General features: G+C 50.2%; 17 protein-coding genes and 2 tRNA genes. 9 read left to right on the top strand and 10 right to left on the bottom strand.

The window, feature by feature from the left end:
* Window positions 1-44: 44 nt before the first annotated feature.
* Both ACYQ12_RS05325 and ACYQ12_RS05330 read left to right on the top strand, forming a co-directional pair.
* Complete coding sequence (locus tag ACYQ12_RS05325) at window positions 45-1,226, top strand: tyrosine-type recombinase/integrase (protein WP_459868770.1); 1,182 nt, start codon at window positions 45-47, stop codon at window positions 1,224-1,226.
* A gap of 100 nt (window positions 1,227-1,326) precedes the next feature.
* The gene (locus tag ACYQ12_RS05330) at window positions 1,327-2,454 is read left to right on the top strand and encodes a DNA cytosine methyltransferase (RefSeq protein ID WP_459868773.1); all 1,128 of its coding nucleotides are present in this window, start codon (window positions 1,327-1,329) and stop codon (window positions 2,452-2,454) included.
* Here ACYQ12_RS05330 and ACYQ12_RS05335 read toward each other — a convergent pair.
* The 4 genes from ACYQ12_RS05335 to ACYQ12_RS05350 all read right to left on the bottom strand — a co-directional run bounded on the left by ACYQ12_RS05335 (window position 2,436) and on the right by ACYQ12_RS05350 (window position 4,800).
* A complete protein-coding gene (locus ACYQ12_RS05335) occupies window positions 2,436-3,383 on the bottom strand; it encodes a hypothetical protein (protein WP_459868776.1) in 948 nt (315 codons plus the stop codon). The two genes, ACYQ12_RS05330 and ACYQ12_RS05335, sit on opposite strands and share 19 nt — an antisense overlap.
* 239 nt (window positions 3,384-3,622) lie before the next feature.
* On the bottom strand, window positions 3,623-4,207 hold the full coding sequence (locus ACYQ12_RS05340; RefSeq protein ID WP_459868779.1) for a hypothetical protein: 585 nt from the start codon (window positions 4,205-4,207) through the stop codon (window positions 3,623-3,625).
* Window positions 4,204-4,551 carry a hypothetical protein gene (locus tag ACYQ12_RS05345; RefSeq protein WP_459868782.1) on the bottom strand — a complete coding sequence of 116 codons (348 nt, stop codon included), beginning with the start codon at window positions 4,549-4,551 and terminating at the stop codon, window positions 4,204-4,206. The genes ACYQ12_RS05340 and ACYQ12_RS05345 overlap by 4 nt, the downstream gene beginning before the upstream one ends.
* Window positions 4,552-4,608: 57 nt before the next feature.
* Window positions 4,609-4,800, bottom strand: a complete 192-nt coding sequence (locus tag ACYQ12_RS05350) for a hypothetical protein (RefSeq protein ID WP_459868785.1) — start codon at window positions 4,798-4,800, stop codon at window positions 4,609-4,611.
* Window positions 4,801-4,985: 185 nt separating this feature from the next.
* Between ACYQ12_RS05350 and ACYQ12_RS05355 the strand changes: the two genes are divergently transcribed.
* The 3 genes from ACYQ12_RS05355 to ACYQ12_RS05365 all read left to right on the top strand — a co-directional run bounded on the left by ACYQ12_RS05355 (window position 4,986) and on the right by ACYQ12_RS05365 (window position 9,773).
* Entirely contained in the window at window positions 4,986-6,680 is a 1,695-nt protein-coding gene (locus ACYQ12_RS05355) for an AIPR family protein (RefSeq protein WP_459868788.1), read from the top strand.
* Between the two features lie 846 nt (window positions 6,681-7,526).
* Window positions 7,527-7,754 (top strand): helix-turn-helix transcriptional regulator, encoded by a 228-nt coding sequence (locus tag ACYQ12_RS05360; protein ID WP_459868791.1) that lies wholly within the window; start codon window positions 7,527-7,529, stop codon window positions 7,752-7,754.
* 18 nt (window positions 7,755-7,772) lie between these two features.
* Entirely contained in the window at window positions 7,773-9,773 is a 2,001-nt protein-coding gene (locus ACYQ12_RS05365) for an AAA family ATPase (RefSeq protein ID WP_459868794.1), read from the top strand.
* A 628-nt stretch (window positions 9,774-10,401) separates the two neighbouring features.
* Here ACYQ12_RS05365 and ACYQ12_RS05370 read toward each other — a convergent pair.
* Window positions 10,402-10,478: transfer RNA gene (locus tag ACYQ12_RS05370), tRNA-Ile, on the bottom strand.
* Between the two features lie 140 nt (window positions 10,479-10,618).
* On the opposite strand from ACYQ12_RS05370, the gene ACYQ12_RS05375 reads away from it, so the two are divergent.
* The gene (locus ACYQ12_RS05375) at window positions 10,619-11,890 is read left to right on the top strand and encodes a site-specific integrase (protein ID WP_459868797.1); all 1,272 of its coding nucleotides are present in this window, start codon (window positions 10,619-10,621) and stop codon (window positions 11,888-11,890) included.
* A 4-nt stretch (window positions 11,891-11,894) separates the two neighbouring features.
* Here the strand turns inward: ACYQ12_RS05375 and ACYQ12_RS05380 are convergent, their stop codons facing one another.
* Together ACYQ12_RS05380 and ACYQ12_RS05385 are read right to left on the bottom strand one after the other, a co-directional pair.
* Window positions 11,895-12,362 carry a hypothetical protein gene (locus ACYQ12_RS05380; protein ID WP_459868800.1) on the bottom strand — a complete coding sequence of 156 codons (468 nt, stop codon included), beginning with the start codon at window positions 12,360-12,362 and terminating at the stop codon, window positions 11,895-11,897.
* Window positions 12,363-12,715: 353 nt separating this feature from the next.
* Entirely contained in the window at window positions 12,716-13,369 is a 654-nt protein-coding gene (locus ACYQ12_RS05385; RefSeq protein ID WP_459868803.1) for a recombinase family protein, read from the bottom strand.
* Window positions 13,370-13,705: 336 nt separating this feature from the next.
* Here ACYQ12_RS05385 and ACYQ12_RS05390 point away from each other — a divergent pair, with 336 nt between their 5' ends.
* Complete coding sequence (locus ACYQ12_RS05390; RefSeq protein ID WP_459868806.1) at window positions 13,706-14,848, top strand: DNA cytosine methyltransferase; 1,143 nt, start codon at window positions 13,706-13,708, stop codon at window positions 14,846-14,848.
* Window positions 14,845-15,702 carry a hypothetical protein gene (locus tag ACYQ12_RS05395; RefSeq protein WP_459868809.1) on the top strand — a complete coding sequence of 286 codons (858 nt, stop codon included), beginning with the start codon at window positions 14,845-14,847 and terminating at the stop codon, window positions 15,700-15,702. The genes ACYQ12_RS05390 and ACYQ12_RS05395 overlap by 4 nt, the downstream gene beginning before the upstream one ends.
* Window positions 15,703-15,745: 43 nt before the next feature.
* Here ACYQ12_RS05395 and ACYQ12_RS05400 read toward each other — a convergent pair whose 3' ends face one another.
* Together ACYQ12_RS05400 and ACYQ12_RS05405 are read right to left on the bottom strand one after the other, a co-directional pair.
* On the bottom strand, window positions 15,746-16,216 hold the full coding sequence (locus ACYQ12_RS05400; protein WP_459868812.1) for a very short patch repair endonuclease: 471 nt from the start codon (window positions 16,214-16,216) through the stop codon (window positions 15,746-15,748).
* Window positions 16,217-16,801: 585 nt separating this feature from the next.
* A tRNA-Ile gene (locus ACYQ12_RS05405) sits at window positions 16,802-16,878 on the bottom strand.
* A 77-nt stretch (window positions 16,879-16,955) separates the two neighbouring features.
* Here ACYQ12_RS05405 and ACYQ12_RS05410 point away from each other — a divergent pair.
* Window positions 16,956-17,558 carry a hypothetical protein gene (locus ACYQ12_RS05410; protein WP_459868815.1) on the top strand — a complete coding sequence of 201 codons (603 nt, stop codon included), beginning with the start codon at window positions 16,956-16,958 and terminating at the stop codon, window positions 17,556-17,558.
* 507 nt (window positions 17,559-18,065) lie between these two features.
* Here ACYQ12_RS05410 and ACYQ12_RS05415 read toward each other — a convergent pair.
* Window positions 18,066-18,272: a cold-shock protein gene (locus ACYQ12_RS05415; RefSeq protein ID WP_459868818.1), complete on the bottom strand. Its 207-nt coding sequence runs from the start codon at window positions 18,270-18,272 to the stop codon at window positions 18,066-18,068.
* Window positions 18,273-18,417 lie beyond the last annotated feature (145 nt).

Genomic DNA, 18,417 nt, shown 5'->3' on the forward strand with positions numbered 1-18,417 from the left:
TGGATGTCTCCCCCACACGCTCCCCCGAGACAGAGGTTAAGGACATGGCAAGAACACGGCTAACCGCCGCCGCCGTCAGCAAGCTACCCCCTCCCGACTCAGGCCGAAAGGAAGTATACGATGCCGAGGTGCCGGGCCTAACCCTGCGCATCACCGCCTCTGGCGTGAGAAGCTGGTCTTTCACCTATCGCAAGAATAACAAGTCGCGCCGCCTCACCCTCGGCCAGTACCCCGGCGTCTCTCTGAAGCTGGCCCGCGAGCGAGCCCGCGATGCCAGAGCCAGCGTCCAGCGAGGCGAGGACCCGGTCGAGGACAAGAAGGAGAAGGAGCGCGAGAGGACGCGCAACGGCTTTGATGCCTGCGCTCGTGATTTTGTAGAGAAGTACTGCAAGCCCAACCTCAAGACCTGGAAGAAGATCGACAGCTGCTTTGAGCGCTTCGCCATCCCCGCCTTCGGCGACCGGCCCGTTAAAGAGATACGCCGCCGCGATATTGTGGACCTGCTGGATAAGGTGGCAGCCAAGACACCGGGGCAGGCCCACCACCTCCGTGCCTTCCTCTCCAAGATGTTTAAGTGGCTGCTGGAGCGGGAGATCGTGGAGGTCAACCCGGTCGTAGGCACAGCCCCTCGTCACAAGGCCCAGCCCAGAAGCCGCGTTCTGAGCGAGGCCGAGATAGTGGCACTGTGGAAAGCCACCGAGCGGCTGGGCGGCCCCTTCGGAGCCTGCACCCGTGTCCTGCTGCTTACCGGGGTCCGGCGCGACGAGGCTTCCTACCTGCGCTGGGACGAGCTAGACGGGGACTTTGCCAAGCTACCCGCCTCGCGTATGAAGGGTGGGCGGGACTTCAAGGTGCCCCTCTCCGCGACCGCCAAGGACATAGTGGCAAGCATGCCAGCGCTCGGGGATTACGTTTTCACCACCAACGGGCGCTCGCCGATCTCCGGGTGGAGCAAGGCCAAGACCCGGCTGGATGAATACATGGGCGAGGAGCTGGGGGAATCGGTACCCGACTGGCGGCTACATGACCTGCGCCGCACCCTTGCCAGCGGGCTAGCCATGCTGGGCGTCCGATCAGAGGTCATAAAGCGGGCACTCGGCCATGCGGCCAGTGCCAACGACGTCACAGCAGTGCACTATCTATGGCACAATTACGACACGGAAGCGTTGGAAGCGGTGCAGGTTTGGGCGGGCCATATAGAAAAGATAACCAGCTCAAACATTTAGGCATATGCAACCCTCCCAAGGTTCCATATCATCAGACATACTGCTGGCCAGTATTGATACCGGTTCAGCCAAGCGGAATATTATTTAGGCAGAATCAAATATGGCTGAGACCCCTGTTAACAACGGCCTTACCTGCATTGAAGCCTTCTCTGGTGCCGGAGGCATGTCGCTAGGCTTAAAGCAAGCTGGTTTCGATGTAAGATTAGCCTTTGACATCAACCTAGCTGCTGTTGAAACTTACAATAGCAACTTTTCCTCACACTGTTTAGCCCTTGATGCTAAAGAAGTTACAGGAAGTTATTTACTTAAGGAAGCAGGAGTATCTGGCCGCTTAGATTTGTTCAGCGGTGGCCCGCCTTGCCAAGGATTTTCTAAACAGCGGCGGGGAGCTCATCTACTAGATGACGAAAGAAACAGGCTTGTCCTAGAGTATGCTCGTTTAGTTAAAGAAACTGATGCGCGCGCTTTTATATTCGAGAACGTGGAAATATTCGGCCAAAAGCGGGGAGCGGATCTTATTGAAGAAATACGAGAAGAGCTTTCCTCATACCGGATTTACACCTTTTTTGTCTGTTCTTCAGAATTTGGATTGGCTCAAAAGCGTGGCCGATTCATTATGATCGGTATAGACCGAAATGAAGGAAAAGGTGTGCCTGCTCTTGAGATGACAACCAAGGCTAAAAATGTCAAGGATATCATAGGACACCTTCCACCTCCTCCTGAAGACTATTCCGAGCATCCAAATTACCCGAACCATATAAAGTGTAAAATATCAAAAATAAATGAAGAGCGCTTTTCCCATGTGCCACCGGGCGGCGGCTGGCAGGACATTCCTATGGAGCTAAGACTGCCTTGCCATCAAGTAGTGGATGTAAAATCTGGTGGCTGGCCTGATGTATATGGCCGGCTTGAGTGGGAGAAGCAGTGCCCGACTATTACTGCCGGGTTTGACAGCTTCACTAGGGGACGCTATGGCCATCCTGAACAGAACCGCGCGATAACTCTCAGGGAGGGGGCAATGTTGCAAGGGTTCCCCGAAGATTTTAGATTTTTCGGGACAAGGCATGATATAAGGCTTCAAATAGGCAACGCGGTCCCCCCACCGGTTGCCAAAGCCGCAGGACAGGCTGTAGCTAGGTTGTTGTTAGGAGGAGATATACCTAGCTCAGCTGCAAAACAGTTTCCTGCAGAACATCAAGCTGAAATTAATCAGCTTGAACTCTTATGAAATTCAAAAAATTGGTAAGCATCAACAAAGAAATCACCCACTGTTTTTACAGGAATCACTTCTAAGACATCGGCTGTATTATAACGAGGAGGTACATCGCAGTAATACAGCCCTCCTACTGGAGCCAAATACTTTTGGAAAAGCTTCACCGTCCCTGGAACGCATATGTGGTTGACTTTCGCTTTGTTTTTAACTTGCTGAGTTTCGCTTATACAGACTAAAAACGAAGTATATGCACTCGCCCCGAAGGCTGCATCTAATATCCGCTGATGAGCAAAAGGCTGTACAATCCTCTCACGAGTAGTAATCTTTAACGGTACTACAAGGCTTGCCTGGGAGTATCTGCTTTTAATTACTAGGTCAGTAGATACACTAGAAGCATTCTCTTTCCCATTGCTTGGCAATGCATCGTCTTCCACATCTACGGATTCATCATGCACTAGTTCAGCTAAAGGGATATGCTTTGAGAAAAGCTCCTCTGGCAGCAAGGCCTGCAAAATTGCTGCCATAAGAACCTCGAAGAAAGTTCCTGGCGTTTTCCTACTTCCTTTTTGCCATAAATCATAACAACAGGCTACTGACATTACAGCGGTATAAACCACTGCATTCGCTCTAGCTCTCTCAACCCCACTCCAAAGATCAGGCCTTTTATTAAAAGACCGCAATAGAGCATCATACTCATTAACGAAATTACTCACATCAAAAATAAAAATATCCGGCCTGATTGGCCTAGAAATTTCATTACCTGAAAAAAATGCATTATAGTTTATGACTGGCCAGCCTGAAAAGTCTCCGAAATATCGGTAAGCAGCCTCTCTTGCTAGCTTATTAATGGCGTAAACAACTAACGCCTTACAATCCTCGCCGTGTTTCTGCTGCGAGTTGTATTTTTGAGATGCGATACCCAGATAATACTTTACGTTTTCCATTTTTATCCTTGCCATGCAGACCCAAACAGTACCTACAAGCAAGGCATTGTAAACATGTTGCTAAATATTGGAATGCTTACGAAGGGAGTAATTGGCCAAGTTGGTTGAGAGGGAGTGGGTTAAGCCGGCACCGCCCAGACCGGGTCTATGGGGCGGTTTCCAATGCGTTCGGGGCCGGGGCCGTAGGTGAGGAAGGGGGCGGGCCTGCCGCCCCTTAAACCGCCGTATAGGGGGGGAGGTTAGTCGAGGGGCGTGGATGGATGCCCGACGCCCGCTTCTCCGCGAGTGTGGTTAGCCAAACCGTGGAGATCGTTGAGCGCCTTGCCTACCGTGGCGGAGGTAAACACGCCGAAGCTATGCCCCGGCGTTGCACCGGTATCATTGGCAATCTGCCGGGCCTGGCGTCCAAGTTTACCGCCTTGCTCACGTAACTGATTCCAGCGGGTAGCGGTATCCTTCAGCGTGGCCACGGTAGCCAGCAGCTCGTCGCGGACCTGTTCGGCCTGAGCGCCTAGGTCTTCATGCTGGGTGCGTAGGGCAGCAATGCTAGCTTCCCCTTCACGGGCTACGGCCTGCGGTACGGCATCGAGCAAGGCTTTCCTCTCGATGTTCAGACGACGCTTCTCCTTCGCGTTGGCGGTCCGCTGCTTGGCTTCGGTATCCGTCTCGTTCTCCACCGCTGACACGTCCTCGCCATTCATCAACGCCTCGTAGATGGCTTGGGTTGCGTCCCGGGAGTTAGGGGCCAGTTCGGCTTCCCGCGCCTTGATTTCGGCCAGCCGGGCCTCGATCTGCGCTGGGGTCATGTCCTTAATGGCAGTCATTCGCAAAGCTCCTTTGGTAGCGTGAAATCATCGTCAGCGGGCGGCTGCTGGCTATGTACCTCTAGCCCTGCTTGATCGCGCTCTTTCATGGCCTTCTTGGCTTCTAAGTGTTCCATCTGTACCAGCAGCGGGGCGATGGCCTTCTTAACGGCCAAGCTGACTTCCTCGGAGGTAGGCTGTCGCGTTTGCTGTTGCGCTTCGTAGCGTGCAATCTTAGCGGCTAGGGCATCGAACTCGGCTTGGGTCGGTTCACGGTTCGCCTGCATCTTGCGCTTCAAGTGATCCCATGTGCCTTGGGACACCCCGGGAGGTGCTGAGGCAGTGATAAGTTCATGCTTACTCATAATAATTAACCTCTATCGGATTTAATTGTCTGGTAGGTTTAGGTAATCCCGAGGGACTTATAATCCCTTTGGATGCACCGCTGCCCGGTCCTGCCTTTCTTTCGCGCTCAGCCGCAGCAGCGCCTCGATGGCTTCCACGTCGCCTGCATCCGCCTTGGCCTTCAGCGTCCGCCACCATGTGCGGATTTCGGTCTGGTTGGGCTTAGCCTGAGCCCCCCGATGGCCAACGCCTCGCTTATACATTTTCATGAACTATTCCTTTTATTTCAGACACTTAGTAAATAATAGGATAAGCCCGCTAAAGAACGCACCTAATACCAAAAATTTTAATTAGCAATTCAAAATAGGGGGAAGCTTCGATAAGCTGATTCTTTGCATGGTCTAACCGAGCCCTAGCAATAGGGCTTTTGCGAATAGCTATCAGCGAGTTTCTTATGGATATTGAAGATTTAAAGTTTAAAAATATTACTGATAAATATCTAAAGCCCTATGAGAAAAGGTCTCCTACTGAGACGATGCAGTTTCTAAGGTGGATTCTGGAGAATATTTTCCGCCTAGATGCTCAAGATGCCGATGATGCCTGTGTCGACCAAAAGCAAGACAAAGGAGTCGATGCTCTACTTGTCAACGACACCCTTGAAACTGTATTTATTTTTCAATCAAAATTCCACAACTCTGATAAAGCTACACTTGGCGACACGGACCTTAAAGAATTCACGGGCACCCTGGCTCAATTTAAAACACCCCAAACGGTAGATTTAATCCTAGAGGGGAAAGCTAACGAAAGGTTAAAATCTGCAATCCGCCGGATAGACCTAAAAGAGAAGATAGATACCGGATATGCAGTAGAAGGTGTCTTCTGCACAAATGTCTCGCTGAATAAAGACGGATCAGACTACCTTAGGAATGTAGATGACATTACAGTATACGATGCAAATAAAATTGTTGCAGATTTTGTTGACCTCGATGCAAACGCAGGGGTATCAGACACCTTCGAGTTAGACACGTCGGACACAGAGGTAATTGACTACCGGACCGCTGACGGCATTGATGCAAAAATATTTTTAGCCAATGCACTACAGCTAACCCATCTAAAGGGCATTTCCGACAGCACCTTATTCAGCAGGAATGTGAGATATGCGCTTGGCAACACTAAAGTCAACAAGAGTCTGGTTTCTAGCATTAGAGACAAGAAAGAGCATAAAAACTTCCCACTCTATCATAACGGCATAACAATACTTTGCGACCACATGGCTGCCCCTAATGAAGACAAACTAAGAATTTCAGACTACATGGTCGTCAATGGCGCCCAAAGCTTAACTTCACTAGTCAATTCAAAGTCCAGAATTTCTGCCGACCTAAAGATTTTGGTTAAGATAATTGCGCTTGGAGGAGATGAAGAGCTAACCGACAAGATTACACAAAACAGCAACAACCAAAATGCCATAAAGCCCCGCGACATGCGTTCCAATCACGGCATCCAGCAGCGGCTTAAAAAAGAGGTCTCACAAATAAAAAGCGGGAACTATGAATTACAAGTCAAGCAAGGCGAAGCAGTTACTAAAGGCCATACTATAATATCCAATGAAAAAGCCGGACTTGCCTTGCTCGCTTTAGACCTAGGCGAGCCATGGAGCTGCCACCAGAAATATAAAGTAATGGACGACTCTTATTCAAAAATCTTCGGAAGGTCCGACGTTACTGGCGCTAAAATAGTTGCTCTTCATTCAGCGCTAGAAGAAATCACTGACTCACTTGATACATTTGACGACAAACTCTTTGGCTATTATACATTAACCAAGTACTTCTTAGGTTATGCAGTCTCAGAAATAATCAAGAGCGACGACATCGGGAAACAAACATTTAACAAAATTGACCAAGTTGTCAAGAATGGGAACCTACAAAAATTCTTGGATGTTTTTTCCTCGATTGCCAGCACCACGGTTGCAGACATCAACGCTGAAATCGATGAGCTTCGAGAGAATGGGGAGGATTTTGACTACAAGCGCGACCTTAAAAGCCCAAAATGGTGTCGAACAATGAGTGGCAAGCTTAAAGCAAATTACAAGAAAGATGTTAAGCGGGGGAGAGCTGAGCCAGTTTCTACACTGCTAGCTAACTTAATTTAGCCTTTAAGGGTTGCCTGTCTCCAAGCCGAGATGGGCAACCATAGCCGTCGGTCACCACTTTTGAATATAGAGGAAACCGCTTTATACGGCGGTCTGGGGCGGTTTAAGGGGTGGGGGCGGGCAATGGGAGGGGCAGCCCCTTATCGCAGCGGAAACCGCCGTATAGGGCGGTATGGCTATAGTGTCTATTTAGCCGCCATAATGGCGGGGAGGCGTGAGTGATTTAGCGGCTGACACCGAGCAGGTCGGCTAAAGCTGGGCGATAATGGGATTTACCAACAGCGGCGACTGGTCATCCCTCAAGTTGGTAATAGCCTCGGCCGGTAAAACCGTCCGGGGCTTCTTGTGCCTTGCCGATAATGGTGATTACTCGATGGCGAGGGACAGGGTAATTACTAGCCTGCTGGGCAGGCTATCGTATTACTCCTTGCCTCACTGTAAACCAACCACCACCCCAAGACGGTTTATCCCGGGGGCAGCCATTTTAGTCAGGAAAAAAGCGCTAGAGGCCCGGGATATGGTGGCCCCCTAAAGGGGGTGGCCATCCCGCCCATATACCCAGGGGGGCCTCGCCGGGATATTCTTGCCGGGATATGGGATACTTTTGTTTATCCCGACCCGCAGGTGAGCCGGCTGTTTTGGCTATGGCTGCCTTGCAACTCTACCCCCTCCCCGCCTCTAAGATACGGATCATAAAGCGTTTTTAACAAACAGGCGCAAAATACTATTTGCGGTCTCTTGGGGTATTCGCTTATATTTGGAGGTGCAATTCGCAAGCGCAAGTTCATCGAAAGACGCATTCGCGTCCTGAAACCTCGGCGCTCTTCTCTACCAAAGGAGAGCACCATGACCAAGCAAACTTCCCTTCAGACTAATTCCCATACCCTTCTGAACGCTGAACAGTTCGCGGCGATTCTCGGCATAGCCAAATCGACATTTTACCGCTGGCTTAGCGAGGGGCACGTTCCAGCAGGCATTAAATACGGCCCAAACACTACCCGCTGGCCCCGCCATGTGGTTGAGCAGTGGCTGGCCGAAAAGGAAGCCCCCACCTCCTCGTCAGAAGCACAATAATCGACTGGAGGGATGACCATGAATGCACCGTTCAGCCCCTCGGTAGAGGGGCAACAGTCTACGCTCGCCTGTATGAAACAGGCCCGCCGCTGGTTGCTGTGGAAATACGGACCGCCCAAGCCAGGCAAGAAGTCACCGAAAATCCCTTACTATGCAGACGGGTCTCCACGCCAAGGAGAACTCGACAATCCCGATGATCAAGCCCGGCTAGTGAGCTATGGCGAGGCCAAGGAAGCACTAAGCAAAGGGATTTATGGCGGCCTTGGGTTTGCGCTGGGTCCGGATGGCAATGACGGTTTTTGGCAGGGTATCGATTACGACCACATTCCCGAGCATAACGGGCTGCAAGCTATCGCAGAGGAAACAAAAGGCTACATAGAGTACAGCCCATCTGGCACTGGCGTACATGCCATAGGTTACGGCGAGGAGTTCGATCCGCTAGCCAGCAATGGTTCAGGGATCGAGGCCTATAGCAGGAAGCGTTTCTTTACTTTTACGGGGAACTGGGCTGCTGACCAAGAGCTTGTTTGCCTTGCGTCTTTTGTGCGAGAAAAGCTAGCACCGCTACGGTCCTCTAAAGCTGTATCTAGCAACCAAGCGACAGATGCCGAAGGAGAAGTCGTCTCTCCTGAGACCATCACCGATCTTCGCTCCGCGCTTAATTATCTAGACGCGGACAACCGGGATACTTGGATCGCAGTAGGCATGGCGCTTAAAACCTTGAAGGGCGGGCGTGGGCTTTGGCTAACTTGGTCGCAGTATTCAGACAAATTCGAATCTAATGACGCTGCCCGCACATGGGAAACCTTGGAGCCAAGCCATACGGGCTGGAAAGCGGTTTTTACCAAGGCGCAGGATGCTGGCTGGGTTAATCCGAACAGCAATGAGGCCCGAGGGCAGCGCTCCACCTCCTCGTATAAATCCAATCTTGAGGGTCCGCTTTTCGACCTGCTGGAGCCCTTCGGTGAGTTTATTCAGAAGCAAACACCAATTTTGAAGCTGGTTCGGGGGCTTCTTGGCGAGGGCTGCCTTTCCGTCCTGTATGGCGCACCTGGAGCTGGTAAGTCCTTCCTCGCGCTAGACCTCGGCTTTGCCATAGCCACTGGTCAGCCTTGGATGGATCGAGATACCCAGCAAGGGCCGGTCATCTACGCTTGCGGAGAAGGGGTGGGAGGTTTGCGTCAAAGGGGCCGCGGCATTGCTCAGGTAAAAGGGCAGGCTGCGTCCGATTTCTATTTTCTGCCCCACGCCATGAGTGCACCGGATGAAACCGAGGAGCTTGAGAAGGTGCTGGCACGAGTAAAGGATCGGCATGGCCGGTCCCCTTCTCTGCTAATCGTGGACACCCTTAGCCGTTTCTTTGGTAGCGGGGACGATGAAAACTCCGCCAAGGATATGAAGCGGTTTTTCGATGCCCTCGGCGCGCTGATAGCCAAGCATCCGGCTCTGCACATAATGGTCGTCCATCACTCCGGCAAGACTCAGGAGAGCGGCATGCGCGGCTCCTCTGCGCTGCAAGGGGCGGCGGATACGGTTATAGCTTGCAAGAAGAATGCTAAAGGCTTGCATGATGCACGTGTAGAAAAGCAAAAGGATGGGCCAGAAAATATAATTCTGCCTTTCCGGCTAGAGCCGGTGGATCTAGGCGAGGATGCGGGTGGCGAGCGTCTAACAACCTGCACTGTAGCCTCCGACGCTAGTGGTCGGCCGGCTCCGCCACCGCCCCTGAAGGGCTATGCAGCTGATGCAGTCGAAATCCTGCGCTACCTCCGGAACTCTAAGCTCGAAGGACAAGCAGGTAATCTGGTCGATACAAACCCTGTAGAAATACCACTCAATGCTTATCGTAACCGCTGGTATCAGCAACACCCTACTATGAAGGAGGATTCGGCTAGAAAAACTATGCGGCGCAAGCTGGAAGAGCTTTGCAATAAGCAGCTAATCGAATGGGGCGGCAGCGAGGAGCCTATTTGCATATTACCCGCAATCCAGTCCGTAGTTATTGAAGCTGGGAGGTGATGTCAATGGCTTATCTTGCAGGCTACGAGGCCGTGCGCCGATTGAATGATCAGCTCCAGCAGCGTGAGCATATAGCCATGAGGTTGGAGCTTGTCGCTAGCTTCATTCGAGGCGGAGTCAGGCACGAGGATGCGGCTGTAATGCTGGCCGATACGTCCTTGGATTTTCGCGAGCTAGTGGAAGCAGGCGGGAGAGCGACCGCAGGGGTACATTTTCCATCTTCGAGAGGAGCTGTGCTGCCGACTACAACGGGTACCCAGTACTGCGACGCGCTGGCAACTTCTAGGCTCATGCTAATTACGGGGAACCGACCCAGCATCCACTCCTCGACTGAAGCCCGAGACACTGTCTATCAATGGCTGTCACGCCGTAAGGACGCCACACTTCGGCAGGTACAGTATAACCTGAACGGTACCAAACCATTTAGAGTGGGCTCAGTTCATAACCGGACGGCTATACAGGAAGCAGTGCAGGATTTAGCCCATATAGGGGCAATCCGGCGTACCGGCAGTCGCTACTACGTGGTGGGCTAGCCAGCCCCTAGGTGGGCCGCAGGGGTCAAACGCTCCCCCAACACTCCCCCAGCCATCGGTACACTGGGGGATATTTCGCTAACCCATTGAAAACATGGTGGGCCCAGCAGGACTCGAACCTGCGACCAAGGGATTATGAGTCCCCTGCTCTAACCAACTGAGCTATAGGCCCAACTCGTGCGACTCACTATTATTTCTTGAAAATCAATAACTTAGACAATAAATGCAAAATGCCACATTGCCAAGCTGGAACCTCGAAAGTAAGCTCTCTGGAACCTGATTAGAACCTCAGAACCTAATTTTCGAGGGTGTATGCCGAAACATACTGAAAAGCTCACAAACCGCGCTATTGAGCGGCTTTCCAAGACCCTACCGGTCTCCGATGAGGTATGGGATACCGAGTTATCAGGGTTCCATGTGAGGGCTGGCAAGCGTGGCCTGTCATTCCGCCTGTCCTATTACAACTCCACTGGCACAAGGCGTGTTATTACCCTTGGCAGGAATGGTGTCATATCGGCATCTGAGGCGCGTGAGAAGGCCAAGGCCGCATTAGCACAAAACACCCAAGGAGAAGACCCCAGAGAGACGCAGACAAGCCGTAAAGGTATGCAGGCTTCTACCCTTCGGGATTACCTCACAGGGCCATACAAGGAATACCAAGACAGGCGCAAGGACGGTAAGAAGACACTGAGACGGATTGAGAGGGACTTCGAAGGCTTGCTTGATCGGCCCATGGCCTCATTGTGTCGTGCTGATATTGAGGACTGGCAGAAGGCAGAAGAGCGTAAGGCGAAGCCAAGAGCCTTTACAACGCTCCAACTGTCCTACGCTGCTTTGTGTGGCCTGTTAAGCCATGCTGCTGATAGAAAGGCTATCTCTGAGCACCCTCTTAGGGGCGTAAAACTTCATAAAAGAGCGTTAGAGAATACTGAGGGGAACGCACAAGGAAGGTGCTATCTGACAGAGGCAGAGGTGGAAGCGCTGTTTAAAGGGCTAGAAGCGTATCAGGAACAGAAGCGCGAACAGCGCAGAAGCTCAAGAGCACATGGCAAAAGTCACTTAGTTGACCTGGATACTGTCGCTTATGTTGACCATGTCATGCCTTGGATTCTGACTATGTATTATTCTGGGTTCCGCCCAGGTGACATATACGGCCTGCAATGGGAACACATCAACTTCGAACTTAGCATAATCAGAAAGGTAATCGAGAAGACAGAACATTATACATCCGCACCCAAGACTTTTCCCATACATAAGAAGCTAAAAACTGTTCTAGAAACGTGGCATAAACAACGAGGAGAGCCGAACACCGGCCTCGTTTTTCCTTCATTTGTCACGGGAAAACGTTTGAATAACACAGCTATGATGAAGCCATGGAAGAAGGTTAAAGAACTTGGCGGACTGTCTGACAGCCTTGTGCTTTATAGCCTCCGTCATAATTTCGCATCGCAGCTTGTCATGGCTGGCATTGACTTGCTGACTGTAGCAAATCTCCTAGGGCATACAGACGTAACGATGGTTGTGAGGCACTACGGACACCTAAAACCAGATCATATTGCTAATGCTTTGGAAAGCGTGTTCTGAGCCTTTACTCGTATAACCAATCTAGAAACTCCACTCTATCTTGGAACTCGCCGACCATCTGCCCTGTTAGAGGGTCGATTTCGCCTCCCACACTTTTCTCTGCCTCACGGTGTTTGCTTGCTTCTTCATGAGAGCCTAACAGAAACATCACAATGCTAAACTTTAGCTCATCTCGCTTGGTGCTCCATACAAGGCGCGGGTCAACCATCCAGCGACAATCCCCATGCGCATCAACAACTTCTTTAATAACCCCCTCATCTCTGAGACGACACAAGGCTTTATGTTTGTTTGCACGGTCCCACGCTTTCTCTTTAACAATTTCAGGAAAGCTTTTCTGAACACAGTTATCATGAATATCTATATGGTTTAGAAGTTCACAAATCACCTCCCCTACGCTTTTTGGTAATTCGCTAAGCTTTATAAGAAACTCATCTGTGCAGGTTCTGTAATATACGCTTTGCTTGCCCTTCATGGTAGAATTCCGTCTAGCCATATACACCACAACCCTCATGTTGTAAAAAATTACTACAAGCATATTTGCTGAAAACCGCATGATACCTGACACACAGAGGGTTTGGCAATGCAATAGACTCTCTTATAACGCACAATGAGAATTTAAAACCTTATTAACTCTGCTAAGGCTTCGCTAATCTTAAAAAGATGAGAATTTCAAGGCACCCTCTCAAATATCTCGACACCAGCACAGCAAGAAGAGATACGCATATCGGCGAATTTACATAGTCGATTTTATAATATTATCTTAATTTTTACATAGCTAAAAACTATACTCCTGCATAACTTACAGCTAATAATTTTTTCCGGCTTCTATGAGTCAGACACACACACAACAGTGTTTTTATTTTTTTCCTTTATAGCACGCTGGACTGTTGAAACCCCACAGCCTGATAGCTCAGCCGTTTTGCGTATGCTAAACCCTTTCTCTCGAAGCTCATATATCTTCTTATGCAGTGCTTCGTTAATTGGCCGCCCCTTATAGACACCTCTTTCTCTAGCCTTTTCAATGCCTTGCGATTGACGCCTGCGACGATCTTCATAATCTTTTCTAGCAATAGCAGCAAGCATATCTAATAGCATGCCATTCACAGCATCAAGCATCCTTGCTGTAAATTGATCGTTATCGCTAGGCTTTATAGCTGCATGGCTTGTTGGTAAGTCAAGAGACACGATACGAACACCAGCATCAGTTATAGCCCTTTTCAAGGCATCCCAATCGCAGTGTGTTAAGCGAGTCAACCTGTCCACGCCTTCGACTAAAAGCACATCGCCAGGTTTAGCATCCGAAAGCAAGCGCATTAGCTCCGAGCGCTCTGCCTTAGTGCCGCTAACACTTTCAGCATACCAAGCGACCACCTCCGTTCCTTTATCAGCCGCAAACTGAGCTAACGACTCCCTAGCTCGATTAGCATCCTGGTCATCTGTCGAAGCCCTAAGGTAACCCCTGACATAGCTAGCTGACATGCAACACCCTATGTGTTCGTTTGAGTGTATTCATATTACCTGTGTTCGTTTGGATTGTATAGTGTATTATGAACACACCCTAGGGGCGCTTATCCTTTGTGCTCCTTGAGGTATACCCAAAGAAACACACCTCAGCGCATAAAATTTCTCCTTAGCAAGCCATAAAATCATTGACCAATGAGTAAATTTATGCGTATTGGTGGCGAACCTTGACACTGTTCATCTATACATAGGTAGTCTAGTGATGAGAAGATAGGCATCATAGGCGGCAGTTAGTCAATGCCTCATGTCTGAAGCGGAGCAGCAGGGCTACCCTCACCGCACAGCGAGCGATATATGTTTAAATTTTATGAATTTTTTGCTGGCGCTGGCATGGCTAGGGCTGGCTTAGGAAAAGACTGGCAATGCCTTTTTGCCAATGACTTCGATCATAAGAAGGGCAAAACCTACCAGAGCAACTGGGAAGGTGACGCCATGGTCGTCGAAGATATCAAAAAGCTTACAACCAAAGGCTTGCCTGGCTACGCAGACCTAGCATGGGCCTCCTTTCCATGTCAAGACCTTTCTTTAGCTGGCGGCGGTGCTGGCTTGAAGGGCGATCGTTCGGGAACCTTTTGGCCTTTCTGGAAGCTTATGACTAGCCTTCAAGATGAAGGCAGAGCACCAACAGTAGTCGCTCTTGAAAACGTTTGCGGAACAATAACCTCCCATAAAGGGAAGGATTTCACCGCTATCTGCGAGGCTTTCAATGAAGCAGGATACCGCTATGGTGCCATGGTCATTGATGCTTCACTTTTTGTGCCTCAGTCACGCCCTCGCCTCTTTGTCGTCGGCGTTAAAAAAGGTGCAAAAATCCCCTCTTCTGTCATTTCAGAGTCTCCTCACGATACATGGCATACAAAAGCGCTTAGAAAGGCATATACCTGCCTTAGCGAGCCACTTCAAAAGAATTGGGTTTGGTGGAACTTCCCTCTCCCACCACAACGGACTACTGTTTTTGCAGATATTGTAGAAGAAAACCCTGCAAGCATAGACTGGCATTCTGATGAAGTGACCCGCAATCTGTTAGCAATGATGAGCGAGGTCAACCTTAGGAAAGTCGAAGCTGCAAAGCTCGCAAAAAGAAAAATGGTTGGCACAGTATATAAAAGAACTAGGCGTGACGCAGAAGGAAATAAGATACAAAGAGCAGAGGTTAGGTTTGATGATGTTGCGGGCTGCCTTAGGACTCCTTCAGGCGGTTCCAGCCGTCAGTTATTGTTGTTCGTTGAGGGCGAAAGCGTTAGATCACGCCTAATATCGACACGGGAAACAGCACGCCTAATGGGGCTTAGTGATGATTACGCTCTCCCCGAAAGATATAACGAAGCCTACCATTTAACTGGTGACGGAGTGGCTGTCCCTGTTGTAAGGCATATTGCCCAAAACATTATCGAGAAAATACTAGAGTTAAACACAGAAAATAGCGAGGCTGCATGAGCACCACCCCTTGCGAGAAGAACAAAGAGCTAAAGAAAAAAATTGAGGACTTCGCAGAGACTTTAAAGGTAGAGGCTCATACCCTAGGAGATCACGGTTTATCCGAAGAAGACTTCTACAACAGCGGCGTTTTTCGAGGGGCAGTTGAAAGGATACGCGGCCAATTTAGCGCCACAATGCGGCCAAAGCGTGAATTCGTAAATATAATAATGGCTTACATGCAGGACGAAGGCTACATAAAAGACTGGAGCTCTGCTGGTGAAGCGAATAGGCATGACTATAATGTCACTTTAAATAGCGGAAGGACTGCTATAATCGAGTTAAAAGGATGCCTAGATGGCAATAATACCAATATATTCGAGAGGCCTCCACATGCCAACGAGTTTATCATTTGGAGCGTATGCACAAACTTAGGCGCAGACCCTAGGCACAATGCCTGGTCTGGTATTCATACTCGACTAAGCGCTGAAATAATTTCCAGATCACAGCAAGTCGATGGTGTGTTGGTATGGGACATGGTTTGTGGCACTACTGGCCGCCCTTGCCCCAAAGTAACCAGTGATGCTACGCGCATAACTTCCGTTGGCCCTTACAAAGTAACTCCGCCTTGTATATATCTCTTTCCAGCTACTATACCAAGCCCCAGAAACAACCCGCGCCCAGAGCCCCAAAAGCTTGAGAACGTCGAAATCCTTGACGCTTTTCACAAATGCTTTAACGGGCACGATAATGAAGTTAATTATGTCAACTTTGAAGTTGAATACTCAGGAGCTGACACCCTGAGAAAGACAAAGATCAAGCGCCACGGGACTACTGTGAAAGAGTCTGAACCAACCGCAATCCGCAGATCATAACCATCAGCACGCCCCTTGACAATGAGGGGCTTAATAGACTGGATTAGCCAAAATCCTTTTCTATTTTTCTGGGCGGCTCAATTGGCCACTGTGAGTAGGATTCGTTGCTTTTTATAATTTCTTCTATCTCTTGCGCTTCATTCCAAGCGTGCTTTGTCCCGCACTCCCATATAACCAGAACACGCCATCCTTGTGCCAGCAACTCTTTCTGCTGTCGTGCGTCCCTTTCAATGTTTCGAGAAAACTTTTTATTCCAATATTCTAGGTTAGTGGCAGGCTGGGAAGCATAACGACACCCAGAGTGACGATGCCAGAAACAGCCATGAACAAAAAGCGCCAGCTTATATCTTGAGAATACTAAATCTGGCTTTCCAGGAAGCCCTTCCTTGTGAAGCCTGTATCTAAACCCTTGGTTATGTAGAAAGCGGCGCAACTTCATCTCAGGAGAAGTATTCTTAGATTTTACAGCCGCCATGATTTCAGAACGAGACTTTGTTTTACTCGTCTCTTTCATCTTCATGCTCCCACAAAAGCTACATTCGCCTAGTGTCCAAGGCTCATTCTACTTCAAACAGAACAGGTAGGCTTACCTAGACATAAAAAAACGCCCAAGCTAGAGGATAGGCTATGGGCGTAGAATATTGTGAAGTGTCCCGCGAACATAGCATATATTTAATCGAAAGCCAATCCCTCAGTGTCCATGCATGGATAAAGGGGTTATAACGCCTAAGGGCTCCTATATGGTGCCTAGCAGGCCGTATGGGCGATTCAACGGCGATGCAGTAGGGTAGGCATCAAAAGCCTAAAGCGGCCATCAGATAGCGCTATGCGTCGCCCTGCTTAGGTATTGTGATGACTTCCTCTGCTTTCGCAGTAGCTCAGGGCAATGTCATAGGCACTGGGGCCTGTTGGGATAGTGAGAGCAGCTATCAGGAGCTCTTGTGAAAGCATGTGGCGTCGTCCTGTGTCATGGTGCGTTGCTATCACCTTCTTCTAGCACAGGACGTGACTTGATGCGCCTTGGCTCCTAAATGGAACCTGTAAGGCTTTTCCTTTGAGGAAAGAACCTAGAAATTCTCTTCTAAGTTCTTGTTTTGTTTGGTGGGCCCAGCAGGACTTGAACCTGCGACCAAGGGATTATGAGTCCCCTGCTCTAACCAACTGAGCTATAGGCCCTATATGATGGGAGCCGTATGATAACGGAAGCTGCCCCGGGAGGCTAGGGGCGAGAGTGAACCCCACGGAAGGTGACCATGAAGACGAGACTCCAGCATTTTTATCGTTCAGGGGCGGTGATGGCGTTCACGGCCATGCTGTCCACCCCCGCGATGGCGGTATGGCAGTTATCTCCCGATCAGTCGCGTGTCACGGCGACAGTGGTGGAGATAACCCCTAGCGGGCCCATCCCGCATGAGCATCAGGTGCGACAGATGCAGGGGCAGATAGGCCCGGATGGCACTTTGCGTCTGCCGATCACGCTGCGTCAAACCGATATAGTCGATATGTTGGGTAGCTTACCGCCATGGATGACCGGACTGGCGGACATGCCCCTGGTCACGATAGTGACTCATTTGCCCCCGGAACATCTCAACGACCTGGCGGTAGGCGAGACACGTACGGAGTCGTTGATGATGGGGGGGCAGACGGAGGGAATGAACGAGCAGGAATTGCTGAAGGTAAATCTCACGCGAGAGTCGGCGGACAGGATCCGGGTTCGCAATGCAGAACATATCGCTCTGGATGGCCAGGAACTGATGCAGAATCAGACGGCAAGATCCATTCTGCTACTGCTGGGTTACGAGCGGATAGGCGATGAAGTGCCGGTAGAGTTGGATGCCGTACTCGTCGATCGTTGACCGCTGAGTCTGCTGCGTCATGTGTCGGTTAGGAGGTTTTCGGGACACCGAGCGCCGTTAATGACGAATGATTGCTAAAGATAATAAAAATATGGTTTTTCATAGGAAAGTGCTCTGTCCGCGGGTTCTGTCTGGCAGTGTATGGCGCTTTGTCGCTGCCAGCGGATAGGTAACGATAAGGGTGTATCTTGGAAAAATGAAGGGGAGGCCACTGCAGCGAGGCCGCTTGAACGGGATGGATGCGGTCTGGTCATTTTGGGAGCCACGTGGCTGTCCACTGCGCTGGCTCTGATCCTTCATGCCAGGAGAGCAGCGATGCCTTCGCGGATGGGGATCGCAAGCCTGGCGGGTACATTTCGAAATAGCCGGCGCACAAGGATCATTTATTGCGAGGCGAAAAGGAGGACTGGAGAGGTCATTAAGGTGGGTGAAAACGAAAAGACCCGCCTAGGCGGGTCTTTCGAGCTCGACACCTTGCGGCTCGAGCGATCCTAACTATGCCTTAGCTTAGTTAGCGATCTTGATGTTTGCAGCCTGCAGGCCTTTCTTGCCCTGAGTGACGTCGAAGGAAACCTTCTGGCCGTCCTGCAGAGACTTGAAGCCTTCAGCTTGAATTTCGGAGAAGTGGGCGAACAGGTCGTCACCGCCATCATCAGGAGAGATGAAGCCGAAACCTTTAGTGTCGTTGAACCACTTAACTGTGCCAGTTGCCATTTTCGATATCCTTACACGCAAATATGCGCTTTCAATTGCCGGGCGTTACCCGAGATGCAGTGGGTAAAACAAGGGAGATATACACCAGGCTACCGAATGATTCGATTACAACTGACGATATTCTACTTGCTAACCAACTGGCGCC

Source organism: Halomonas shantousis (assembly GCF_054654615.1).